13 protein-coding genes and 1 pseudogene are annotated in these 23,112 nt (G+C 70.7%); 9 read left to right on the top strand and 5 right to left on the bottom strand.

All coding sequences use genetic code 11. The features are described from left to right. Both GPJ59_RS16210 and GPJ59_RS16205 read right to left on the bottom strand, forming a co-directional pair. On the bottom strand, window positions 1-1,264 hold a 1,264-nt coding region (locus GPJ59_RS16210; RefSeq protein ID WP_258024472.1), incomplete at its 3' end, for a serine/threonine-protein kinase. Window positions 1,265-1,388: 124 nt separating this feature from the next. Then, window positions 1,389-3,368 carry a transposase gene (locus GPJ59_RS16205; protein WP_219667848.1) on the bottom strand — a complete coding sequence of 660 codons (1,980 nt, stop codon included), beginning with the start codon at window positions 3,366-3,368 and terminating at the stop codon, window positions 1,389-1,391. Window positions 3,369-3,493: 125 nt separating this feature from the next. On the opposite strand from GPJ59_RS16205, the gene GPJ59_RS16200 reads away from it, so the two are divergent. Next, window positions 3,494-4,528: an alpha/beta hydrolase gene (locus tag GPJ59_RS16200; protein WP_258024471.1), complete on the top strand. Its 1,035-nt coding sequence runs from the start codon at window positions 3,494-3,496 to the stop codon at window positions 4,526-4,528. A gap of 80 nt (window positions 4,529-4,608) precedes the next feature. Here GPJ59_RS16200 and GPJ59_RS16195 read toward each other — a convergent pair whose 3' ends face one another. Continuing rightward, a complete protein-coding gene (locus GPJ59_RS16195; RefSeq protein ID WP_219667846.1) occupies window positions 4,609-5,457 on the bottom strand; it encodes a menaquinone biosynthetic enzyme MqnA/MqnD family protein in 849 nt (282 codons plus the stop codon). Window positions 5,458-5,692: 235 nt separating this feature from the next. Here GPJ59_RS16195 and GPJ59_RS16190 point away from each other — a divergent pair, with 235 nt between their 5' ends. After that, window positions 5,693-5,896 carry a cold-shock protein gene (locus GPJ59_RS16190; protein WP_027749613.1) on the top strand — a complete coding sequence of 68 codons (204 nt, stop codon included), beginning with the start codon at window positions 5,693-5,695 and terminating at the stop codon, window positions 5,894-5,896. A 311-nt stretch (window positions 5,897-6,207) separates the two neighbouring features. Here the strand turns inward: GPJ59_RS16190 and GPJ59_RS16185 are convergent, their stop codons facing one another. Both GPJ59_RS16185 and GPJ59_RS16180 read right to left on the bottom strand, forming a co-directional pair. After that, entirely contained in the window at window positions 6,208-7,911 is a 1,704-nt protein-coding gene (locus tag GPJ59_RS16185) for a hypothetical protein (RefSeq protein WP_308120324.1), read from the bottom strand. A 321-nt stretch (window positions 7,912-8,232) separates the two neighbouring features. Further along, window positions 8,233-12,489, bottom strand: a complete 4,257-nt coding sequence (locus GPJ59_RS16180) for a LamG domain-containing protein (protein ID WP_219667845.1) — start codon at window positions 12,487-12,489, stop codon at window positions 8,233-8,235. 294 nt (window positions 12,490-12,783) lie between these two features. Between GPJ59_RS16180 and GPJ59_RS38530 the strand changes: the two genes are divergently transcribed. The 7 genes and pseudogenes from GPJ59_RS38530 to GPJ59_RS16145 form a co-directional block, all read left to right on the top strand. After that, the gene (locus tag GPJ59_RS38530; RefSeq protein ID WP_219667844.1) at window positions 12,784-19,707 is read left to right on the top strand and encodes a polymorphic toxin-type HINT domain-containing protein; all 6,924 of its coding nucleotides are present in this window, start codon (window positions 12,784-12,786) and stop codon (window positions 19,705-19,707) included. Window positions 19,708-19,838: 131 nt separating this feature from the next. Beyond that, window positions 19,839-20,159: a hypothetical protein gene (locus tag GPJ59_RS16170; RefSeq protein ID WP_219667843.1), complete on the top strand. Its 321-nt coding sequence runs from the start codon at window positions 19,839-19,841 to the stop codon at window positions 20,157-20,159. A 178-nt stretch (window positions 20,160-20,337) separates the two neighbouring features. Then, window positions 20,338-20,841 carry a hypothetical protein gene (locus tag GPJ59_RS16165; protein ID WP_219667842.1) on the top strand — a complete coding sequence of 168 codons (504 nt, stop codon included), beginning with the start codon at window positions 20,338-20,340 and terminating at the stop codon, window positions 20,839-20,841. Window positions 20,842-21,008: 167 nt separating this feature from the next. After that, window positions 21,009-21,890 carry a helix-turn-helix domain-containing protein gene (locus tag GPJ59_RS16160; protein ID WP_219667841.1) on the top strand — a complete coding sequence of 294 codons (882 nt, stop codon included), beginning with the start codon at window positions 21,009-21,011 and terminating at the stop codon, window positions 21,888-21,890. Then, a complete protein-coding gene (locus GPJ59_RS16155; RefSeq protein ID WP_219667840.1) occupies window positions 21,887-22,126 on the top strand; it encodes a DUF397 domain-containing protein in 240 nt (79 codons plus the stop codon). The genes GPJ59_RS16160 and GPJ59_RS16155 overlap by 4 nt, the downstream gene beginning before the upstream one ends. A 44-nt stretch (window positions 22,127-22,170) precedes the next feature. Then, on the top strand, window positions 22,171-22,827 hold the full coding sequence (locus tag GPJ59_RS16150; RefSeq protein WP_219667839.1) for an RNA polymerase sigma factor: 657 nt from the start codon (window positions 22,171-22,173) through the stop codon (window positions 22,825-22,827). Continuing rightward, a pseudogene (locus GPJ59_RS16145) lies at window positions 22,824-23,112 on the top strand (CU044_5270 family protein); the annotation flags it as partial. The gene GPJ59_RS16150 and the pseudogene GPJ59_RS16145, both read left to right, overlap by 4 nt.

Below are 23,112 nucleotides of genomic sequence, written 5' to 3'. Positions count from 1 at the left end.
GCGGGCGGACGGGGAGAGGGTGGAAAGGGGACGGCCCCGCGCCGGCCCCGGGGCGGGAGGGGCCCGAGGCGCCGCCGGCCGGGCCGTACGGACCCGGGCCCGCGGAGCCGCCGGCCGGGCCGCGGGGGTCGGAGGCGGAGTCCGCCGGGCTGTAGGAGTCCGGGACGGGGAGGGGGCCGGAGCCCCCCGGGTGGGTGGGGCCGTAGGACGCGTCCGGGCCCCCGTAGGTCCCGGCCTGGCCCCCGTACGGCGCACCTGACGGAGCACCCGAGGGCACACCCGAGGGCGCACCGGCAGGCGTCGCGTACGGCGGCACCGCATACGGCGAGCCGCCCGGACCCCCGCCCGCCCCGCCCGCCCCGCCCGCCCCGTCCGCGTCGTCCGCGTCCAGGTCCAGCAGCCGGACCGCCGCCCGGGAGGCCTCCTCGACCAGCGGGGCCGGCAGCCAGCCCGGGGCGCCCAGTGCGTCGGCGAGCTCGGCGGCGACGGCCTGCGGGGTCGGCCGGTCCGCCGGGGACTTCGCCAGGCAGGCCGCGACCAGCGGGGCCAGGGCGGCCGGGACCTCGTCCAGCTCCGGCTCCTCGTGGACCACCTTGTAGAGCAGGGTCGCCGAGTTGTCCCCGGTGAAGGGCGGCCGGCCGGTCGCCGCGAAGGCCAGCACCGCGCCCAGCGAGAACACGTCCGCCGCCGCGGTGACGCCCTTGCCCAGGATCTGCTCGGGGGACATGTAGCCGGGCGAGCCGACCGAGACGCCGGTCGAGGTCAGCGACGCCGTCCCGTCCGTGGCCCGGGCGATGCCGAAGTCGATCAGCCGCGGGCTGTCCAGGGGCAGCATCACGTTCGAGGGCTTGACGTCCCGGTGCACCAGCCCGAGCCCGTGCACGGCCACCAGGGCCCGCGCCAGGCCCGCGCCTACCGCCCGTACCGTCTGCTCCGGCAGCGGCCCGTACGCGGCCACCGCGCGGTCCAGCGAGGGCCCGGCGACGTACCCGGTGGCCACCCACGGCACGGGCGCGTCCGGGTCGGCGTCCAGCACCGGCGCGGTCCACTCGCCGCCCACCCGCCGGGCGGCCTCGACCTCCCGCCGGAACCGCGCGCGGAACTCCGTGTCCGTCGCGAAGTGCGGGTGCACGACCTTGACGGCTACGGTCCGGCCGCCGGCGCTGCGCCCGAGGTAGACCCGTCCCATCCCGCCGGCGCCGAGCCGGCCCAACAGCCGGTACGCGCCGATCGTCCGCGGCTCCCCGGCCTCCAGCGGCTGCATGGCTCCCCCTTGCGTCCTTACGTCGTCACGTCGTCACGTCGTCACGTCGCGTTCACGTCGCATCACCCGATCAGGCCCGGCCGCGCCGCCGGCCCGCATTGCACCCTAAGACTTGATCCGCTATTCACCAGAGGGTGAGCTGTGGACTGCACGCGGTGCGGGAGCCGGGCGTTCCGGCGTGGTCGCGCACGGGGCGCGGCTCATCCGGGGTTGCTCGGTTCCGCTGTCCGGCGGTTCGGGGAGCAGAGGCACCACGTTGCCGTGGTACTGCCACATGTCCCGCACCCCGAGGGGTGTTCGGGCTCGGTGTGGTTGACTCCCGCAGCGCTTCTTCCAGCGCTTGGGCATAGGTGATCTGTGCGTGCCGGGACAACGCCGTGTCCAGGTACGCGGTCTTCGGGTCGTCCACGTCGGTGAAGCGGACGAAGGCTGCGAGGGCGGCGGATACGAGGTCGCGTCTGCCGACGAGGCCGCACGCGATGCACTTGTGCTCACGGTCCCGCAGCGTCTTCTTCACGCGCTCCCCGCACAGGCAGTGCTGCGACAGGGCCGTTGACCAGGTGGAGGCCCGTACGAGCCTGCCGCCTGCGGATTCGCACTCCACTGTGAGGGCGGAGATCAGCATGCCGGGTGTGGTCTGCGACAGGCGCTTGCCCCACAGCCGGTACCACGCACGGATGTCGCAGTCCTCGACCACGAGGACGGGGCCGTGGGCGGCGATGATCTCCCGCGCCACCAAGCGGGCGCGGTGACGTCGGTGCTCGGCCATCGACGCGCCGGCTTCGGCCTGGCGGGCGCGCTGGTCGCGGTAGTTGACGGAGAGCCGGTCACGCCGGTGCGCCTGCTTCGGCACCCCGTCGGACCGGGCGGCTCGGGCACCGCCCGGCACGGTCACGCCCTTGGGCTCCAGGCCCTTGGCGGTGCGCCGGTCGGCGCGTGCGGTCTGTTTCTTCGACAGCCCGTACTGCGCGGTGTTCGTCGCCCTGCGGGAGCGCTCCAGCGCCCTGGCCCGGCCCCGCCGCTTCTTCGCCTGCTTCTCGATCAGCACCTTCTCGGCGTCGGTCAGCGTGATCTCGGTGGAGACCGGCGTTCCCCCGTCGAGCTGCGCGGGGAAGGAGACGACCGACAGGTTGGAGACGTTGCCGTCCACGCCGCCGATCCGGTCGAGCCAAGCGGCACGGTCGCGCATCTCCCGCACGGCCGGGGAGGAGTATCCGGGACCGAGCACCATCAGGTGCGCCTCGTACACCCAGCCGCCCGGCGCGGACGCCTTCCGGCGGCGCACGAGGTCCACCTTGTGCCAGGCCAGCGGGTTCGACAGGAAGTGCCGTACGCGCTCCCACTGCCCGGCCCCCTGGGGGATACGGACGGGGAGAACGAGGTCACCACGCTTGCTGTCCGGCCCTCCGGCGAAGACCACGGCGAGGGGGCCGGTGTGGTCCCACCAGTTCGCCCGGCGCGTGCCCTTGTCGGTGGACACCTTGCCGTCCGGCTTGGCCGGTGTCGGCATGCGGTGCGGCTGCATCAGATCGTGCCGGCCGCCCTCGGTGTAGCCCATCAGGTGACCGTGGAGGGTGCCGGCGAGGCGGAAGGTCTCCCACTTGTTGGCGGTGGTGTGGGAGCGGGCACGGCCCGGGATGCGGGTGAAGTCGTGCCAGCGTCCGGCCTTCGGGCGGCCGAAGTGGTGACCGGTGGCGTCGGGGAACAGGTGGCGCTGCACGCCGTTCCACACCTCGTCGGCCATGTGCATGGCCAGGGCCTTGGAGGCGTGGTGCTTGAGGTGCCCGGAGTCTTCGAGGTGCTTGTACGCGCACCGCTCCAGGGCCTCACGGGACAGGCCGAGGCGCTGCCGTACGGCCTTCGCGCCCTGCGCGTTCCGCTCGTGGAAGGCCGTCCGGTAGGCGTCGACCTTGGCGCGGGCGTCGCGCTGGACGGCGCGCTTGAGCGACCACATCGCCCCGAACAGGCGCTCCAGCCGGTGGAGGTCGGCGGGGTCGGTGACGGCGAGCGGCAGCACCATCACGGACACCATCCCGTCATCGGGCTTGGTCCACTTCGGGGCCTTGTTCTTGCCCCGAAACTTCCGCGTCCGGGCAGGCCGCATTGCTCGTCACCTCCCGTCACAGAATTCGCTGACCTGCGACACAGTACGTCACCAAGCTGCGGCCCCGCTCGCTGCTGTGGCACCCCGCTGCGCGCTTCAGCAGGATGCATGGCACGGTGATCCCCATGAGACCCAAGACCGCTCCGGCGGCCATGGCTGCTGTGCTGCTGACGGCCCTGATATCCACCCTGCTCACCGCCTGCTCCGGCAAGGGCGACAAGGTGAGCTTCGACAACCCCGCGGCCACGTCGGGCAAGAGCCCCTCGCCGCGGGCCCTGACCGAGAACGAGCGCCGCGCGCAGGCGATGACCCAGCTGCCCACCGGGCCGGCCGCGGAGTTCACCAAGGAGAGCGACGTCGAGGGCGGGACGACGATCAGCGTCACGACTCTCGCCGGCAAGAAGTCCGGCTTCACCGGCCAGGTGTGGGTGTGGGTGCCCAAGCAGTACTTCGAGCCGCGCTACTCGCAGTCCGGCTTCCCCGTGATGATCACGCTGCCCGGCGGCAAGGGCTTCCCGAAGAACTACTGGATCGGCACCGGACTCGGCCTGCAGACCGGCATCCACAAGTGGTCCCAGGAGGGGCAGAGTCTGCCGTTCATCGTCGTGATGCCGGTCCTGAACCCGGGCAAGGAGTACTACCAGGACGGGAGCGACATCCCCGGGCAGGCCAAGATGGGCACCTGGCTGACGGAGGACGTCCCGGACCTGGTGAAGGCGAATTTCCGCACCTTCAAGTCCCGTGACGGGTGGGGGTGGATGGGGTCCTCGTCGGGTGGTTTCGCGGCCCTGAAGTTCGTCCTGCAGAAGCCCGACCAATTCAAGGCCGTGATCGCCTCCGGCCCGGACACCCGTCCCGACTCGCCCCTGTGGAAGGGGTACGAGGAGGAGAAGCAGGCGAACAATCCGGAGCGGCTCGCCAAGGACCTGATCGCCAAGGGCGGACCGGACGTCTTCGTCGCCTTCCAGATCGGCACGGCCGAAAGCGGAATGCCGAATCTGCAGAATTTCATCAAGAATTACGGCAAGGGTCCGATCAAGACCCACCTGCAGGTCATCCAGAACGGCGAGCACGACGCCAAGAGCTACATGCGGGGCATGGGCGACGGCACGATGAAGTGGTTCAGCGACCAGCTCCAGGGGCCCATCGCGACCCCGTAGGCGGCCTGCTCACCGGCCGGTCAGGGGGCCCGTCGGGGGGCCCGTCCGCCGGGCCGTCAGCGGGCCGGTCCGCCGGGCCGTCAGCGGGTCAGGAGCTCCACCGCCACGTCCGCCGGGAAGCCGGTCGTCGGACCGGTCCGGCGGGCGAACTCCCGTACGCCGGCCAGCTGGTCGGGGCCGAAGCGGAAGTCGAGCGTGGTGAAGTAGCGCTCCAGCAGCTCGGCGTCGAAGGCCTCCCAGCGGGCCGCCTGCTCGGCCACCTTGGTGACCTCCTGCACGGACAGGTCGCGGGAGGCGAGGAAGGCCTCGTGGACCTCGCGGACGACGCCCGGCTCGCGCTCCAGGTAGTCCTTGCGGGTGGCCCAGACGGCGAAGACGAACGGCAGCCCGGTCCACTCCTTCCACATCAGCCCCAGGTCGTGCACGGTGAGGCCGAGCCGCGGGGCGTCGTGCAGGGACGCCCGCAGCGCCGCGTCGCCGATCAGGACGGCCGCCTCCGCCTCCTGCATCATCAGCCCCAGGTCGGGCGGGCAGCTGAAGTAGTCGGGCCGTACGCCGTACCGCTCGGCCAGCATCAGCTGGGCCAGCCGGACCGACGTACGGGAGGTGGAGCCCAGGGCCACGCGGGCGCCGTCGAGCTGTTCCAGGGGGACCTGGGAGACGATCACGCAGGACATGACCGGCCCGTCGCAGCCCACGGCCAGGTCGGGGAAGGCGACGAGGTCGTCGGCGTTGCGCAGGAACTCCACCAGGGTGATCGGGGCGATGTCGAGATCACCGCGGACCAGGCTCTCGCTCAGCTTCTCGGGGCTGTCCTTGGTCAGCTCCAGGTCCAGCAGGGTGCCGGTGCGGGCGAGGCCCCAGTAGAGCGGCAGGCAGTTCAGGAACTGAATGTGGCCGACGCGGGGCCGGCTGCGATAGGCGTCCACATCGCGAGACTAGACCCCGGCCGGCGTCAGCATCCGAGCGGGTCTCAAACGTCCGGGTGACGTGATCTTTCCCTCTGGTCTCCCCCGAGGTGTGCGTGCTAGGCTCGACGCAAGTTGCAGTTTGGTTTCCCTTGCAGTACGGAGCCTGCGGAGCATGTAACCGCGGGCTTTTGTAGTTTTCAGACTTCTTAGCAGGTTCTGGAGCAGGGCGACCCTTTGGCCCATAGGAGGGCTCATGGCTACCGGAACCGTGAAGTGGTTCAACGCTGAAAAGGGCTTCGGCTTCATCGCCCAGGACGGCGGCGGCCCGGATGTCTTCGTCCACTACTCCGCGATCAACGCGACTGGTTTCCGCTCCCTCGAGGAGAACCAGCAGGTTAACTTCGACGTCACGCAGGGCCCGAAGGGCCCGCAGGCGGAGAACGTCACCCCGGCCTAATCGCCCGGGCCGACCGGATCGCGGTCGGAATCGCAGTACCCAAGGGGCCCTGCCGGCCTCCGCGCGAGCGGAGGGCGGGCGGGGCCCCTGCCCTTTGTGCCCGCAGGGGCGGCGCAGGCCCGTCCGGGGGCGAGCTCCGGGGCCCGTGCAGGCCCCAGGGCCCGTGCAGGCCCCGGCCCGTGCAGGCCCCAGGGCCCGTGCCGGCCCGGGAGCCCTGCGCGGCCCGGGGCTGCGGGCAGGGAAACGGCCGCGGGGGTGCGCACTCGGTGCGCACCCCCGCGGCCGTTCGTTTCCGCTGGTCAGATCCCCTGTCAGGCCTTACGCGCGGTCGGCGTCGCCGTGGGCTGCGCGGGGGCCTTCGGGGTCCCCGTCGGCGCCGGGGCCGGGGTCGGCGCCGGGGCCTTGGTCACCGTCAGGTCCAGCACCTTCGCGACCCCCTCGGCGGTCCTCAGCCGCAGGTGGTACGTGCCCGGGGCGGTGGTCGCCGGGGTGAACAGCTCCGGCAGGACGATCTTGCCGGCCGCGTCGGTCGGGGCCAGCACCAGGCTGCGCACCTCCTTGCCGTCCTTGTCCTTGAAGTACGGACCGGTCCCGGCCACGACCCACTCCTCGCCCTTGGCGTCCTTGACCACGATCTCGGCGGTGAGCACCGTACCGGCGACCGGCTTGCCCTTGGCCGTGGTCAGCAGCTCCACGCCCGTGAAGCTGGAGCCCGCGGGGGTCTCCAGCACCTTCTCACTCGTACGGGTGATCGCGTCGGCGACCGGTACCGGCTTGGGGGCCACCGTTCCGGTGAACTTCACCTCGAAGGCGCGGGCGCCGTAGAGCGCGGCCCGCAGGGTGAAGGAGCCGCCCTTCTCGTTCGGACCGGCCTTGAGCAGCGGCGCGGTCGCCACGCCCTGGGCGTCGGTCCTGGCGACGAAGTGGTCCTTGCCGTCGCCGGAGAAGACCGTGCCGCCGGTGGTGTCGCCCTCGACCGCGAAGACCACGGTCTGGTTGGCGGCCGGCTTGCCGTCGCTGAGCACCGCCTTCACGGTCGGCACCGCCGTGAACAGCTCGCCGGCCTCGCCCTTCAGCTCGGTCGCGCCGACCGCCTGGAGCCCGTCGACCGTGGGCGCCGGCGGGGTCGGCTTGGACGGCTCGGGGGTGGGCGTCGGCTTCGGCGTGGGAGTGGGGGTGGGCGTCGGCGTGGGCCTGGTCGCCGGCGGGGTGTACGGCGACGGCGTGGTCGCCGGCGGGGTGGGCAGGGTGCCCGGCGGCTGGGTCGGGTAGTTCCCGGCGGGCGGGTTCGGCACCCCGGCGACGCCGCTGGCCTGGTACTGCCGCATCCAGCCGAGGACGCTGTTCACGTAGGCGCGGGAGTTGTTGTAGCTGAGGATCGCGCGGTCGAGCTGGGCGGCGTCCGAGAGGTTCCGGTCGCCCGCGCACAGGTACAGGCCGGCGCCGAGGGCCGCGTCGTAGATGTTGTTGGGGTTGCGGGTGCCGTCGCCGTTGCCGTCGGCGCCCCAGGTGGCCCAGGTCGAGGGGATGAACTGCATCGGGCCGACGGCCCGGTCGTACTCGGTGTCCGCGTCCCACTCGCCCTTGTCGGTGTCGCGGATCTCCGCGAAGCCGTTGCCGTCGAGGCGGGGGCCGCGGATCGGCTTCTCGGTGGAGCCGTCCGCCTTCAGACCGTAGCCGGAGGCGTGCACGGACTCGATCCGGCCGATGCCGGCGAGCAGCTGCCAGGGCAGCTTGCAGTTCGGCAGCGCGGCGGCCACGGACGCCTCGGCCCGCTTGTACGCGTCCAGGGCGGTCCCGGGTATGCCGACGGAACCCTCGGGGGCACCGGTACCGGAGCCGGCGGCCGGCGCGGGGTCGGAGACCAGGTCCGGCAGGTCGAGCCGGGCGTTTCCGCGGTCGTTGGCCTGCGGGCTGTCCGGCGAGGGCTCGGCCTCGCCGGCGTCGGCGGTGGGCGTGCTGGTGACGACGGCGGCCGTGGTCAGGCTGGCCGCGAGCGCGGCGGTGCACAGCACCTTGCGCGACGTACTGACAAGGTGGCGGTGAAGAGGCTTCACAGTGCGGCGATCCCCCCATGGCGAGCCGTGAATATCCACTGTCTATCAGGTATTCAACGACGACTCGCCGCCTCCCCACCCCCAAAGTGACGGACCATTCGTCTCACTTTCACGAAACCTCCCCCGGGTACCGAACGCCCGCCCCACCCCGCGTCCCGAATCGCCCGCATATGTGGTGAGTTGCCGATCCGTGCCCCGCCCCGAACGCCCGCGGGCCCTTCCCCACCGACGTCGGTCGGTGGGGAAGGGCCCGCGGGGACAAGCCGGTCGGGATCCGGGTCACACGATGGTGGTCAGACCGGCCGTCAGCCAGCGCTGCGCCTTGGAGCCGTTGCAGTCGTAGATCGACAGCTGGTTGCCGTTGTCGATGCGCCCGCCGGGCACGTCCAGGCACCGGCCTGAGGTCGGGTTGAAGAACCCGGAGGTGGCGGTGGGCAGCCACTGCTGGTTCCAGGCGCCGGTGGCGCAGCCCCACAGGATGACCGGGGTTCCGTTGGCCATGCCGCCACCCTGGATGTCGACGCACTTGCCGGCGATCCGGAGCTCACCGGCCGGGGTGACCTCGAACCTCTGAGCCGCACCGCCGCTGCCCTCGTTGCAGTCCCAGATCTGGATGCGGTTGCCGTCGGCGTTGCTGCCCGTGTTGTTGTCGGCGCACTTCGCGCTGTTCAGCGCGGAGACCAGCTTGGTACCGGTGGAGCTCGGAACGGTGGAGTGGGCGTAGACCACGAGGTTGCTCACCCGGCCGTCGAAGGTGCTGCTCGGCGCGCCCTGGTACTGGTAGCGGCCGACGGTCAGCGCCCCGGTGGCGTTCCAGGCGTTCGCCGTGGCGTGGTGGCCGGTGCCGGCCAGGGTGCCGTTGACGTACAGGCCCATGAAGCCGGTGGTGGCGTCGTAGGTGGCGGTCAGCTGGGCCCACGTCCCGAGGCTCACCTTGGCGGCCTCGTTCATGGTCATGGTCTGGTCGTAGCTCCAGCTGTCGTCGTCCTTGGTGGACATCGCGAACCGCCAGGTGCTGTCACCGGCCTCGGGCCACAGGATGAATCCGCTGGACCGGGTGCCGAGCTGGCTGAGGACGACGCCTCCGAGCGCGTCGGCCTTGGCCCACGTCGACACCGTGAAGCTGCGGGTGGTGTCGACGGCCGGGCCGGCGCCGGTCGCGACGCCACCGGCGGCGGCGTCGAGGTCCAGGACCTTGCCGGCGGTGCCGGCGACGGTGTCGTCGGCCCACGTGGCTCCGGTCGCGGAGAGCGTGAGCGGGCTGCCGCCGCGCTGGTCGGCGGCGGTGGTGCCGGTGGTCTCGTTCAGCTTCCAGTGGGCGGAGGAGATCCGGGAGTCACCCATGAGGACGGGCGCCTCGAAGCCGGTGACCTTGCCGTCGGTGGCCTTGCCGTTGACGACGACCAGGCGGTGGCGGGTGTCCTTGGCCCACAGGTCGGGGACGGTGTCGCCGCTGGTGTCGCCGGAGGAGCTGATGACCGGGTAGGCGTCCGCCTTGTAGCCCTCGGCGACGACGGTGCGCTTGGTGTGGTCACCCAGGGCCCCGGGGTTGCCGCGCTCGTTGGCGTACTGGTAGACGGTGCCGCTGGTGTTGTCCCGCGCCCACAGGTCGGGCAGGCCGTCGCCGGTGGCGTCGCCCGGCGCGATCAGGGTGAGGTTGTCCCAGCCGGCGTTGCTCAGTACGAGGACGATCGGGTCGGCCAGGGTGCCGGTGGCTCCGGTGCCCTGGAACAGCAGCAGGCGGCTGCCGGTGCCGTCGGTCTCGATGGTCAGCAGGTCGTTGAACGGGTCCACGCCGTCCTCGGGGCGTGCGTCGCCGACCGCCAGGATCTGCTTGACCCGGCTCCAGTTGGTGGCGTACTCGCTGCCGCACGGGTCACCGGTCGTCACGACCGTGCAGGTGAACAGTGGCGGACGCTTGACCGTCAGGGCCTTGGCGGCGTTGTAGTAGAGGCCGCCGTTGGCCTCCAGGCCGCCCTGGGTCAGGGAGTTGCGGTACAGCTTCAGCTGACCGTCCCGCCAGGCCCACAGGTCGTCGATGCGGATGCCGTTGCCACCGCGGTGCGTGAGCAGGGTGCCGTCGCCCCAGCCCGCGCCGAAGGGGCTGTTGGCCTTGTTGGAGGCGATGACGCCGGCGGCCGCCGGGTCGACGGCGGTCGGGTACACGACGAGGTCCCCGCCCGCGGTCGGGGCGATGAAGTCGACGCGCTCGTCACCGGTGATGTCACCGAGCGTGGTCTTGGCGTTCGGGTCGTCAGGGACGTAGAAGGAGTACGTCTGCTGCTGAGAGCGGTTGCCGGCCTTGTCCACCGCCTGCACGCGCAGGATGTTCGTGCCCCAGGTGGTGGGCGTCAGGTTGATCGAGGCGCTGCCGTCCGCGGCGGCGCTGACGGTGTTGGCTCCGCCGACCGGGATGGTCGAGTTGAACGCCCACTCGTAGGAGACGACCCCGCTGTGTGCGTCGGTCGACTTCAGCGTGAAGGCGCCCGGCTGGTTGATCGACTTCGTGGAGCCGGGCAGCGTGCCCGACGGCGGGTACTGGTCCGAGACGACGACCGGGACGGACGGGGGCTGGGTGTCGATGCTGAACCTGCAGTCGGACGTGGCCCATGCGGAGGCCATGTCTCCGTCGCCGCCCTGGACCTTCCAGTAGTAGGTGTGTCCGTCGGAGAGGTTGCCCGGCCACGCCCACACCCAGTGGGTGCCGTTGGCCTGGCCGACCCAGCCGCTGTCGTAGACGAGCGCGTCACCGTTGGCGTCGTGGACGTAGAAGTGCGCGTCGTTCGGCTGTCCGTCCGGGTCGCCGATCCAGGCACCGATGCCCATGCCGGGGTAGCCGGTCGCGCCGATCCAGCCGCAGTGGCCGGCGCCGGCCGGGTTCTGCGGGACGGGGGTGGCCACCAGGCCCCAGGGGGTGTAGGGGGCGCGGTTGTACTCGATGTAGAAGAACGGCAGCTTGCTCTTGTCGCGCGTGAAGCGCTTGAAGCCGTTGTTGGTGCTCGTCTTCGACTCGTTCGCCGCGAAGAGGGCGTACGTGACGTTGCCGCGCCAGGCGTTGGCCGCCAGGTGGTCGCGTACGTCCCACTCGCCGCGGGTGGTGGAGCCGGGGCAGCCGGCGCCGCCGGCGCTGTTCATGGACGCCGTGCGCAGCACCTCCCAGTCACGGGGCTGGGTGTACCACGTGATGTTCGACGGCAGCGGCTCGGTCGAGTGCAGGTCGACGTTGTAGCTGTTGGCGCAGTTCCAGTCCGCGGCGTAGGACTGGGTGGCGAAGAAGGACGCCTTCTTGATGCTCTTGTCGCCCAGGTCGCCGGTGTCGAGCTGGACGTAGTAGCGCTCCAGGCCGGTCCTGGACTCCCAGCGCTGGTAGCCCACGCCCGGGTCGTTGGAGTCGGCGTAGTCGTCGTAGTTGACGACCTCGGGGTACGCCTCCTGGACCCACGCCCAGTGCTGGGTACCACGGTTGGTCGGCTGCCAGGCGGGGTCGATGTAGACGGGGTAGGCCGTCGACGCGTCGGTGAGGAACGACCGGTCCGGGGTCAGGGCCACGGAGCCGTTGCCGAGTTCGGTCCAGAGCTTGGAGACCTTGGCGTGGGCGCCCGGGCCCTCGCTGTCGGAGGCGGGCTTGGTCGCCTCGGTGGCCTTGCCCGCGGCCGCCTGCTGGGACGCCGCGGAGCGGGCCAGCTGCGAGAACTTCGGGGTGCCGGAAGCCTTCGGCGCCGGGACGGCCGCCGCCGCGCCGGAGTCCCACATCGTGGGGACGGGGGCGTGGAAGACCGTACGGCCGGAGGCGTCGGCGGCCTTGAGGTTTCCGCTGCCGTCGGCGCTGACGTTCACGCCGTCGCCCTTGAGGCCCATGGTGAGCTTCGCGAGCTTGGGGTGCTTGGCGGCCTCGGCCGACTTGACCACCAGGATCTGCGAGATGCCGCCGGAGGCGTCGGCGGTCACCTTCAGGTCGGTGCCCGGAGCGATCTCCGGGTAGGTGGCGCTGGCGCCGTCGAGCACGGGCTTCGGCAGCGCCTCCGGCCAGGTCAGCTCCAGCTTCTTGCCGTCCTGGTCGAGCGTGGCCAGCGGCGCGTTGCCGCCGCCGGACAGCGTCAGGCCGCTCGTGGTGGCCTTGGGGCGCAGCTGCCCGTCGGAGGACGCGGTGAGCGTGGCGTCCAGGTCGGTCCAGGTGCCGCCCTGCTTGGTGCGCACCGGAGCCACGCTCCGGGTGAGGCCGAAGCTCCCGTCCGGGTTGGCGACGACCGTGTCGGTCTCGGTGGTGGCGCCGGCCACGGGCACCGGCTTGCCGGTGCGCTTGGCCTCGGCCAGGGCCGCGTCCTCGGCCTTCTCCTGCTCGCTCGACTGCCGCTTCGGCGGCGTGGTCGGTGTCGTCGGCGTCGGCGGCTGCGGCCGCCCGGTGTTCGGCTTGCCCGAAGCGCTCGGTGCCGGCACGGCCTGTGTGGCCTTGCTGCCCGACGCGGCCTTGCCGCCCGATGCGTTCGGGCCCGGCGCGGCGTACGCGGGTAGCGCGCCGAGCGAACTGACGGACAAGGCAAGGCCGATGAGACTTGCGAGCGCGGCCGGACGGCCTCTGCCCCGCGTTCTCTCTGTGCCCCCCATGGTGGACCCCCAATGGTGCAGTGACGTAGGTGGCTTGGATCGCTCGAAGATGAGTGCGATCACTTTGCGTCACGGCGGATCATACGGTGGCTTAAAGCTGACCTAAAATGCGCCCATCAAGATCGAAAGATCTTCATGTCGACAAATTATGGGGGGCGTGCCGTGACGGCACCGTCTGAACTGCGCGTCTGGAGAGGGCAGTCGGCCTTCGCAAGACGCACAGCCGTGAGCGTGGGTGTCGCGCTCTCGCTGATCCTGGGCTCAGGACCCGCCCAGGCAGCGGACTGGAAACCGAAGGACACGCGGCGCTGGTCGCCCGCGAAACTGAAGAAGACCGAGTCGGTCACGGGGAAGAACGCCGCCAAGTCGGCTGCCTCCGGGGCCTCCAAGCAGCAGGGCGACGGCGCCCGCACGTGGAAGCCGCGCGACGTGGCCTGGCCCGCGGCCGGACACGCAGAGGTGGACCTGAACGCGGCGCCGCCCGCGCCGCCGCTCGGCGCCCGCTTCCTGGCCGGCGCCCGGTCGGCCGTGCCGGCCGCTCCGGTGGCCGAGCCGAGCCGCGCCGGCGCCGCACCCGTCTGGGTCGCCGCCACCGACCCCGCGCGCTCCGGCAAGGGCGGGCCGCGCACCGGCAAGGCCGCGGTCACCCTGACCGACAAGAAGCTCGCCGAGAAGGCCGGTGTCCAGGGCCTGCTCCTGGCGGTCAACCCCGGGGAGGGCACCGAGCAGGGCGCCCCGGTCAAGGTCTCGGTCGACGTCTCGCACATCGCCGGCGCCTTCGGTGGTGACTGGCTCTCCCGGGCCCGCCTCGTCGAGCTGCCCGAGTGTGCGCTCGTCACGCCCGACCGTCCCGAGTGCCGGAAGCAGACCCCGGTCGCCACCGTCAAGGACGGCGACCGACCGGGCCTGCTGAGCACCGAGATATCCGTCAAGGCCAACGGCCCGGCGGCGCAGGGCACGCGCCTGAACACCGTCGCGAGCGGGGCGACCGTACTCGCCGCATCCGCCGCGCCCGGCGGCAGCGCCGGTACGTACGGCGCCACCAGCCTCGCCCCCTCCGGCACCTGGAGCCAGGGCGGCAGCACCGGCGGCTTCTCCTGGTCGTACCCGATCGACCTGCCGGACGGCCTGGGCGGCACCAAGCCCAGCATCAACCTCTCCTACAGCTCCCAGTCCGTGGACGGCCGCACCGCCGCCACGAACAACCAGGCGTCCTGGATCGGCGAGGGCTGGGACTACACGCCCGGCTTCATCGAGCGCACCTTCAAGCCGTGCGCCAAGGACGGCCAGACCGGCTCCGGCGAGCAGTGCCTGGCCGGCCACAACGCCACCATCTCCCTGAACGGCAAGTCCTCCACCCTGGTCCGCGACGACACGTCGGGCACCTGGCGGCTGGAGAGCGACGACGCCTCCAAGGTCGAGCGGCTGACCGGCGCGAACAACGGCGACAACAACGGCGAGTACTGGAAGGTCACCACGGCCGACGGCACCCAGTACTACTTCGGTGTCGGCCGCAAGCCCGGGTCCACCTCGGCTCCGGCCACCAACTCGGCCTGGACCACCCCCGTCTACGGCAACAACGCCGGCGAGGAGTGCCACCAGTCCACCTTCGACGCCTCCTGGTGCCAGCAGGCCTACCGCTGGAACCTGGACTTCGTGGTCGACCCGCGCGGCGGGATGATCACGCACTGGTACGACACCGCGACCAACTACTACAAGCGCGGTGTCTCGGCGACCACGCCCGAGGGCACGCTCACCTCGTACGTCCGCGGCGGCAACCTGGCCAGGACCACGTACGGCTCGAAGCTGACGGACGCGGACACGGTCAAGCCGACCGCGCAGGTCCTCTTCACCACCGCCGAGCGCTGCCTGCCGGACGCCACCTTCGACTGTGCGCCGGACAAGCTGACCAAGGCCAACGCCGCGAAGTGGCCGGACGTGCCGTTCGACCAGAACTGCGCCTCCACCGGCACCTGCGAGAACTACTCTGCGACGTTCTGGACCACCAAGCGCCTGACCAAGATCACCACTCAGGTCCTCAACGGCGCCGGCACCGGATACGACAACGTCGACTCGTACGCCTTCACCCACGAGTTCCCCGACCCGCAGGACCAGACCGCGCCCGCCCTCTGGCTCGCCTCGATCAAGCGCAGCGGCCACGACGGCGCGACCACGCTCGACACCCCGGCGATCACCTTCACCGGCCGGCTGATGAACAACCGCGTCGACTCCAGCGGCGACAACAAGCCCGCCCTGAACCGACGCCGAATCGTTTCGGTCACCGCGGAGACCGGCCACGTCACGGACGTCGGCTACGCCGACCCCGACTGCGCCCCCGGCACGGGCCTGCCCTCCTCCCAGGACGGCAACACCACCCGCTGCTACCCGGTCTACTGGAACCCGGACCCCAAGAGCCCGAACGACCCGACGCTGGACTGGTTCCACAAGTACGTGGTCAACCGGGTCACCGAGATCGACCCGTTCGGCGGCTCCCGTCCGCAGGAGACCCGCTACGAGTACGTCGGCGGCGCCGCCTGGCACCGTGACGACGAGGAGACCACCGAGGACAAGCAGCGGACCTGGAACCAGTTCCGCGGCTACGAGCAGGTCATCACCCGCGCGGGCACGGCCCCCGACGTGGTCTCGAAGTCGGCGGCGTTCTACCTGCGCGGCATGGACGGCGACACCAAGGCCGACGGCACCCAGCGCACCGCCACCTTCACCGGCATCGCCGGCAACACCCTCAAGGACAGCAACCCGCTGGCCGGCAGCGTCCGCGAGACCCAGACCTTCGCCTCCGACGGCGGCGAGCTGGTCTCGGTCTCCCAGTCCGAGCCCTGGCTCTCCCCGGTCACCGCGACCCACAGCCGCGGCACGAAGCTGCCCGCGCTGACCGCGCAGATGCTGCGCGGCGGCTCCGCCAAGGACAAGGCGCTGCGCGCCGACAAGACCTGGCAGAGCACGTCGAAGACGGCGACGTTCGACAACACCTACGGCATGCCGGTCTCGGTCCTGGACCGCGCCGACGGCCTGCCGGACGTCTGCACCACCACGTCCTACGCCCGCAACACGGGCGCATGGATGATCGACCGCGTCTCGGAGACCGTCCAGGTCCAGGGCGACTGCGCCACCGCGGCGTCGGAGTCCAACACCCTGGGCCGCAACCGCACGTACTACGACGGCCAGGCCCACGGCACCCTGACGGGCGCGGGGCAGGTCACGAGCACGGAGGAGCTGGACCGCTTCGAGGGCGGCCAGCCGAAGTTCTCGGTCAACACCAACGTCACCTACGACGCCTACGGCCGCGTGACGAGCGCGACGGACGCGGCGGGCGCGACGACGACCACCGAGTACACGCCGGCGACGCTGTTCGCGCCGACTTCGATCAAGACCACGAACGCCAAGGGCTGGGCGACCACGTCCACGTACCACCCGCTGCGGGAGGTACCGGTCAAGGTCGAGGACCACAACGGCCGCACCAGCGAGCAGGCGATCGACGCGCTGGGCCGGATCACCGCGATGTGGAAGCCGGGGCGTGCGCGCAGCGACGCGGCGAACCAAATCATCGAGTACGACCTGACCAACACGGGCACCAGCTCGGTCACCACCAAGACCCTGCGCTCGGACGAGTCCTACGCCGCGAACATCGACATCCTCGATGCCTTCGGCCAGACCGTGCAGACCCAGAGCGTCACCGCCAACGGTGCCGCGGGTCGTGTCATCAGCGACACGTTCTACGACAGCCACGGCCGGCCTTCCAAGGCCAACGCGGGGTACTTCAACAACACCTCCACCGAGCCGGTCAAGACCCGCTTCGTCGCCAACGACAACACGGTGCCGGGTCAGACCACCGTCCTCTACGACGGCCTCGGCCGCCCCGTGACGGAGATCTTCGCCTCGAAGGCGATCGAGCAGTGGCGCGGCGCCACCGCCTACCCGGGCGTGGACCGTACCGAAACCACCCCGGCCAAGGGCGCCACCGCCACCAGCACCCACACCGACGCCCGCGGCCGCACGGTCGAGAAGCGCCAGTACAAGTCCGGCACCCCCACGGGTGAGTACGACGCGACCCGCTACACGTACGACACCGAGGGCCAGCTGACCCAGGTCACCGACCCGGCCGGCAACGCTTGGAAGTACGGCTACGACCTGCACGGTCGCCAGACCCGGTCCGAGGACCCGGACAAGGGCACGACGACCACCACCTACGACGCCGCCGACCGTCCGGTCTCCGAGACCGACGGCCGAGGCATCACGACCTTCACCAGCTACGACATCCTGGGCCGCCCGACCTCCCGCAACCTCGGTGCGGTCGACGGCACGAAGCTGGCGACATTCGACTACGACACCCTGCTGCCCGGCCTGCCGACCGCCTCCACCAGCTGGGTCGACGGCAAGCCGTGGCGACAGGAGGTCACCGGGTACGACGACAGCTACCGTCCCGTCGGCAGCAAGCTGACCGTGCCCGCGGGTGAAGGTGCGCTGAGCACCTCGTACACCGCGACCTCGTACTACGACCCCATCACCGGCGCGCCGGACATCACCGACATGCCGGCCGCGGGCGGACTGCCCAAGGAGAGGCTGTACTTCGGCCGCAATGTCAACGGCATGCCCGTCTCCGTGGGCACCAGCACCACCACGTACGTCAACTTCACCGACTACGACGAGCTCGGCCGGGTGCAGCGGACCACACTGGGCGCCGTTCCCAAGCAGGTCGTTCTCACCGACGTCAACGACCCGGCCACGGGGCGCCTGCTGCGCACCACGGTCGACAAGGAGGATGCGGCCGGCTCGGTCGACATCACCGACTACACCTACACCCCGGCCGGTGACGTCACCTCCGTCTCCAGCCAGCAGGGCGGCGTGCGTGACACGCAGTGCTTCACGTACGACCACCTGCGCCGGATGACCCGTGCGTGGACCGACACCGGCACCACCACGACCCAGCCCGGCCCGTCCGTCCCCGGTATCGGCGGCTGCACCGACACCGCGCCGCAGGCGGGCAAGGTCGGCGGTCCGGCTCCGTACCACCAGTCGTTCACCTACGACGTCACCGGCAACCGGACGTCGGTCACCGACCACGACCCGGCCGGCGACGCCGCCAAGTCCACGACGACCACCAACACCTTCCCGGCTCCGGGCCAGCCGCGCCCGCACGCCCCGACCTCCACGAAGAAGCAGACCGGTACCGGTCCGGTCGTCACCACCAACTCCACCTACGACGCGACCGGCAACACGCTGACGCGTCCCGACGCCGCCGGCAACACCCAGACGTTCACGTGGACGCCGGACGGCAACCTCGCCTCGGCGCAGACGAGCGCGGGTACCTCGACGTACATCTACGACGCGGAGGGCAACCGCCTGGCCCGCAAGGACCCGGGCAAGACCACTCTCTACCTGGGCTCCACCGAGCTCACCCTCGACACCGCGACCAACCAGGTCACCGGTACGCGCTACTACTCCACGCCGGGTGGTGCGACCGTAGTCCGCACCTCCAACGGCAAGCTGTCCTACCTCGCCGCTGACCACCACGGCACCGGCACCACGGCGATCGACGCAGCCGCCCTCACGGTGCAGCGCCAGGCGACGAAGCCGTTCGGTGAGGACCGCGGCGCGGAGCCGACGTCCTGGCCCGGTGGGCGTGGCTTCGTGGGCGGCATCGAGGACAAGGCAACCGGCCTGACTCATCTGGGTGCACGCGAGTACGACACCCGGACGGGCACGTTCCTCTCCGTCGACCCGGTCATCGACCCGAGCGATCCGCAGCAGCTCCAGGGCTACCTGTACGGCAACAACAGCCCGATGACCTTCTCCGACCCGGACGGCCTGTTCTGGGGAGCGATCAAGAAGGCTGCCAAGTCGGTCGGTAGTGCCATCAACAAGTACGGCCACACCGCGCTCGACGTGGCCGGCATGATCCCGGTCATCGGCGAGGCCGCGGACCTGGTCAACGGCGTCTGGTACGCCGCCCAGGGCGACTGGAAGAACGCGGCGCTGTCCTTCGCCTCGATGATTCCGGTGGCGGGCGCGGCCATCGCCGGCACCCGGGTCGCGGCGAAGGCCGTCTCGTACGCCGCCAAGTACACGAGCAGGGTCTCCAAGGCCTCACCGGTCCGCAAGGTGGCGGGATGGACCTCCCGCTCGGGCCCGAGGGCCGGCGCCGGCAAGGCGGGCGGCGGCAAGTCCGGCTGGTCGTCGTCCGGCAGCTCGAAGAAGCTGTGGTCCGGCAAGGGCTCCGGCGGCAAGTCTGCCAATTCGGGCAGCCGCAGGACGGCCTCGAAGACGAGCTGTGACAACAGCTTCGTCCCCGACACCGAGGTCCTGCTCGCGGACGGCACCCGCAAGCCGATCGAGAAGCTGAAGGGCGGCGACCAGGTCCTCGCGGCCGACCCGTCCACCGGCCGCATCGAGGCCAAGGCCGTCACCGCCGTCATCACCGGCGAGGGCAGCAAGAACCTGGTCGAGATCACGGTCGCGACGCCGGACGGCAAGACGGAATCCGTCACCGCCACGGACAAGCACCCGTTCTGGCTGCCCGAGCGGCAGGAGTGGACGGACGCGACCAAGCTCCAGCCCGGCCAGTGGCTGGAGACGTCGGCCGGCACCAAGGTCCAGATCACCGCGATCCGCCGCCACACCCAGCAGCAGCGGGTCCACAACCTCACGGTCGACGACCTCCACACGTACTTCGTGGGGGCGGGCGCGACCGCGCTGCTGGTCCACAACTGCCCGACGGTTTCCTCGCGGGACATCAAGGGCCTCCTCAACAGGGCAGAAACCCTCCACGACGGCTGGAAGAAAGAGTCCACGGTCGCCGTTGCGCGAGTCTGGAACCGTGAGGCACAGCAGATCGAGCACTGGGTTGCGACGAATGTCGACGACCTTCCGGTCGAGATCATGCGGAACCTGAACGGTGCGACGTACAAGTTCGGCCCGGGTGACGCAGAGGCGACCATCGTCGGTGCGCTCGTCGAGGGCAAGCACGATCTCCTCGGTATTGCATCGAGCACTCGTATCTGCCAGGCGTGCTACGACACCGTCAAGGGCGTACCGGGCATGGTGGAAACGCGCGTCGGACTGGGTACCGGAAAATCCAAGTACACTCAATGGCGCACCATGGTGAACAGAAACTTCTGGGACGGCACCTGATGTCCATTCCGATCGAAGGCGCCGCACGAAGGGACCGGGCAGTGATCTGTGAGGTTTGCGGACACGAGATGCGACAGCTTCCCGGGTCCTATGAGGGACAGCGGGACTGGGTGTGTTCCTGGTGCTACGCGGTGATCAACATCTTCGCCGGTTCGGAGCACGCACCACGGCCGGTGTACCTGCCCGTGAACCGGCGCTGGGAAATCGCGGAAGCGGAAGGACTCCCTGAAGACGTCTCCCACGCGTACGCGTATTTCGGCGACACCCTGTGCGGTATTCAGATGGACGGGATGTCTCCTTCGCCGTACCGATGGACCACGGCACACGAAGGCACCTGCCAAGACTGCAAGGCTGCCGCAGAAGCCATCGACTGCCGCTGGCCGCAGGAAAAGCGGGATTGGGACGTGCAGGTGATCGCACCTGCCATGGATCCGAATTCGCCACTGTTCTGATGCGATGAGCATGACGTCAGGAATCGACTGACGCCACGCCGCCACCCAGGCGCCCCCCTCCCCTCGGGAGGGGGGCGCCGTCGGTTTTCATGGGGCGCCATTTCGGGATGCTTGCAGTCCGCGGCCGGGGCGGGCGGGCCCTGCCTGCCGTGGTGCTGGTCGGGGTAGCTTCCTACCCATGAGCAACTTGGCACAGATGTACGACAAAGAGTTCCGGCAGTGGGGCGAGCGGCGCCAGGGGTGGGGGTGCGTCCTGCTGGCCGCGGCCGGCATGATCTGGCTCTGGCTCGCGTACCTGTTGTTCCTCCCCTTCCAACTGGACTCCCACCGCACCAGCGGCGACACGTGCGAGTCCCGCGTCTTCTACGACGAGGGCAAGAACAACGCCTCGTACCGCAGCGCCGAGGGCGAACGCTGCGACCGCGAACGCGATCTCGCCCCCATGCTGGCCGGCCTGCTGGTCTCCATACCCTTGGCGGCCATCGGCACGTCCCTGTACGCCACGGGCACCGCGACGATCCGTACGAGCATGTACCGGGAGAAGCTGGAGCAGCTGGAGCTGGAGGACGTGCAGTCGGCCTCCGCGTCGAAGCCGGCCTGGCACCGGCGTGCGAGCGGGACCTCTGCCGAGTCGGGCCAGGAAGCGTCTGAACCCGGCCAGGCCGGCTCGCAGGCTCCGTAGACCCAGCCGCCGGAACTCCGGTGAAATGTCACTGAATTCGGCCGTCTGCTCACCCAGCGTGTCCGGACCGCCGTACGCTTTTCGGGACGGGACGCCACGACGCGGACCCCGCGTGAGGCGCCGACGTCTTCTGTGTACGGGCTGTACGGACGAGGGCGGATCAGCCGATGAACGACCTGTCAGAACGCGAAGCACGACCCGAACGACCCGAACCCGTCGTTGAGGCGGACGGGGCGACCTACCTCTTCCGGGCCCTGGGCAAACAGCTCAAGGCCCTCCGGGAGGTGGCGGGCATCTCGCAGAAGGAGCTGGCGCTCCGGATGCACGTCAGCGAGGACCTCGTCGGCTCGATCGAGCGCGGCGTCCGCCTCCCGCAGCCGGACTTCCTGGAACGGGCTGATGCCGTCCTCGAAGCGAGAGGGTTGCTCAAGGCGGCCATCCCGGACGTCCGCGAGGCGCTCAAGCGGGCGCGGACGCGGCACCCGGACTGGTTCCGGGACTTCGCCAAAGCCGAGGCGGAGGCCAGCGCCCTCCACTACTACGGCCACCAGGGCGTGCCCGGGCTACTCCAGACCGAGGCGCACGCGCGGGCGGTCTTCAGCAAGTACCGCCCCTTGGTGGACGAAGGAACCATCGAGAAGCGGGTGGCCGACCGGCTGGATCGGCAGCAGCTCTTCCACCGCTGGCCCTCCCCCACCATCAGCTTCGTCCTGGACGAGAACCTGCTGATGCGTGAGGCAGGCGGCAGGGAGGCGCACACCGAGCAACTGCGACGCTTCCTGGAGATCGGTCGCCTCAGGACGGTCGAACTGCAAGTGATGCCGTACGAACGAGGCGTGCACGCTGCCATGGAGGGCTCGTTCACGCTCCTCCACCCCAAGGGGCGTCACCAGGTCGCCTATACCGAGGCCTACGGCCACCCGCGTCTGATCACCGACCCGGACGAGGTAAGGATCTTCGCCGAGCGCTATGGAATCATCCGAGCAGAGGCTCTCAGGACCGACGAGTCGCTGACCCTGATCGAGAAGATGCTGGGAGAAAGACGATGAAGACCACCGAACTGGCCTGGTTCAAGAGCAGCTACAGCGGCGGCTCCGGCGGCGAGTGCCTCGAAGTCGCCTACGCCTGGCGGAAGTCCAGCTACAGCAGCGGCGAGGGCGGAGAGTGCGTCGAGGTAGCAACCTGCCCCGCCACCGTCCACGTCCGTGACTCCAAGGTCCCGGCCGGACCCCAGCTCGCCGTGTCGCCCGAGGCCTGGTCCGCGTTCCTCGCCTCCGCCGTGTGACCTGAGCCACGGGAACCGGTCCGCGTCGGCGGACAAGTGCTGACGTGGACTACGAACTGCACTCCCGGATACGCGCCGGGGAACCGGAGGCGTTCCGGGAGATCTTCCGCGAGCACGCCCAGCTGGTGCACCGGCATGCCGTCCGGGTCACCGGGGACTGGGCGCTCGCCGAGGACGTCGTCTCGCTGACCTTCCTGGAGGCCTGGCGGCTGCGCGCGAAGCTGCGCGACGAACGGGACGGACCGCGCCCCTGGCTCATGGGCATCGCCGTGAACGTCCTGCGCAACACCACCCGGGCCGCCCGTCGGCACCAGCGTGCCCTCGGGCGGCTGCCCGCCAAGGACGCGGTGCCGGACTTCGCCGACGAGCTCGTCGCCCGCCTCGCCGACGCCGACCAACTGGCCGCCGCGCAGCGCGCGCTGGCCAAGCTGCGGCGCGGTGAGCGGGAGGTCTTCACGCTGTGCGTGTGGTCCGGCCTCGGCTACGCCGAGGCCGCGGCCGCGCTCGGCGTGCCCGTCGGCACGGTCCGTTCCCGGCTGTCGCGCGCCCGCGCCCGGCTGCGCAAGCTCGCTGAGGAGGAACTGAAGAAATCAGGAAGAACGGGAGGAATCGGGGAACCGCTCCCCCGCTCCGGACAAGTACAGGGCGGCCGCACTCCCGCGGCCCGGTCGCGAGAGTCGCACGAGGAGGAAACCCGATGATCCGCAGGACATGGCGACGGGACGAGTCGCTGGACCACGCGGAGCTGGGCCGGCTGCTGCCGCCCCCGGGGAGCCCGGAACTGCCGCTCGACCGTCAGCGCCTGCTTGAGGAGCACCTGATGAGCGAGATCCGCAGGTCCGCCCCGGACACCGCCCCCGCCGCCCCCGCCGCCCCGTCCCGCCGCCCGGTGCGCCGGGTCCTGGTGATCGGTGTACCGGTCACCGCCGCCGCGCTGGCCGCCGTGGTCGCGTTCAACGCCACCGCCGGCTCGGCCGGTCCCGGCC

The organism is Streptomyces bambusae, from assembly GCF_019400985.1.
Taxonomy (GTDB): domain Bacteria; phylum Actinomycetota; class Actinomycetes; order Streptomycetales; family Streptomycetaceae; genus Streptomyces; species Streptomyces bambusae_A.
Note: the sequence above shows the minus strand (reverse complement) of the source record. Positions and strands in the feature narration are given on the sequence as shown.

Excerpts from the sequence above, each read along its gene's own strand:
- GPJ59_RS16205 (WP_219667848.1), bottom strand. The coding sequence starts at position 3,368 with ATGCGGCCTGCCCGGACGCGGAAGTTTCGGGGCAAGAACAAGGCCCCG.
- GPJ59_RS16200 (WP_258024471.1), top strand. The coding sequence starts at position 3,494 with ATGAGACCCAAGACCGCTCCGGCGGCCATGGCTGCTGTGCTGCTGACG.
- GPJ59_RS16190 (WP_027749613.1), top strand. The coding sequence starts at position 5,693 with ATGGCTACCGGAACCGTGAAGTGGTTCAACGCTGAAAAGGGCTTCGGC.
- GPJ59_RS16165 (WP_219667842.1), top strand. The coding sequence starts at position 20,338 with ATGAGCAACTTGGCACAGATGTACGACAAAGAGTTCCGGCAGTGGGGC.
- GPJ59_RS16160 (WP_219667841.1), top strand. The coding sequence starts at position 21,009 with ATGAACGACCTGTCAGAACGCGAAGCACGACCCGAACGACCCGAACCC.
- GPJ59_RS16155 (WP_219667840.1), top strand. The coding sequence starts at position 21,887 with ATGAAGACCACCGAACTGGCCTGGTTCAAGAGCAGCTACAGCGGCGGC.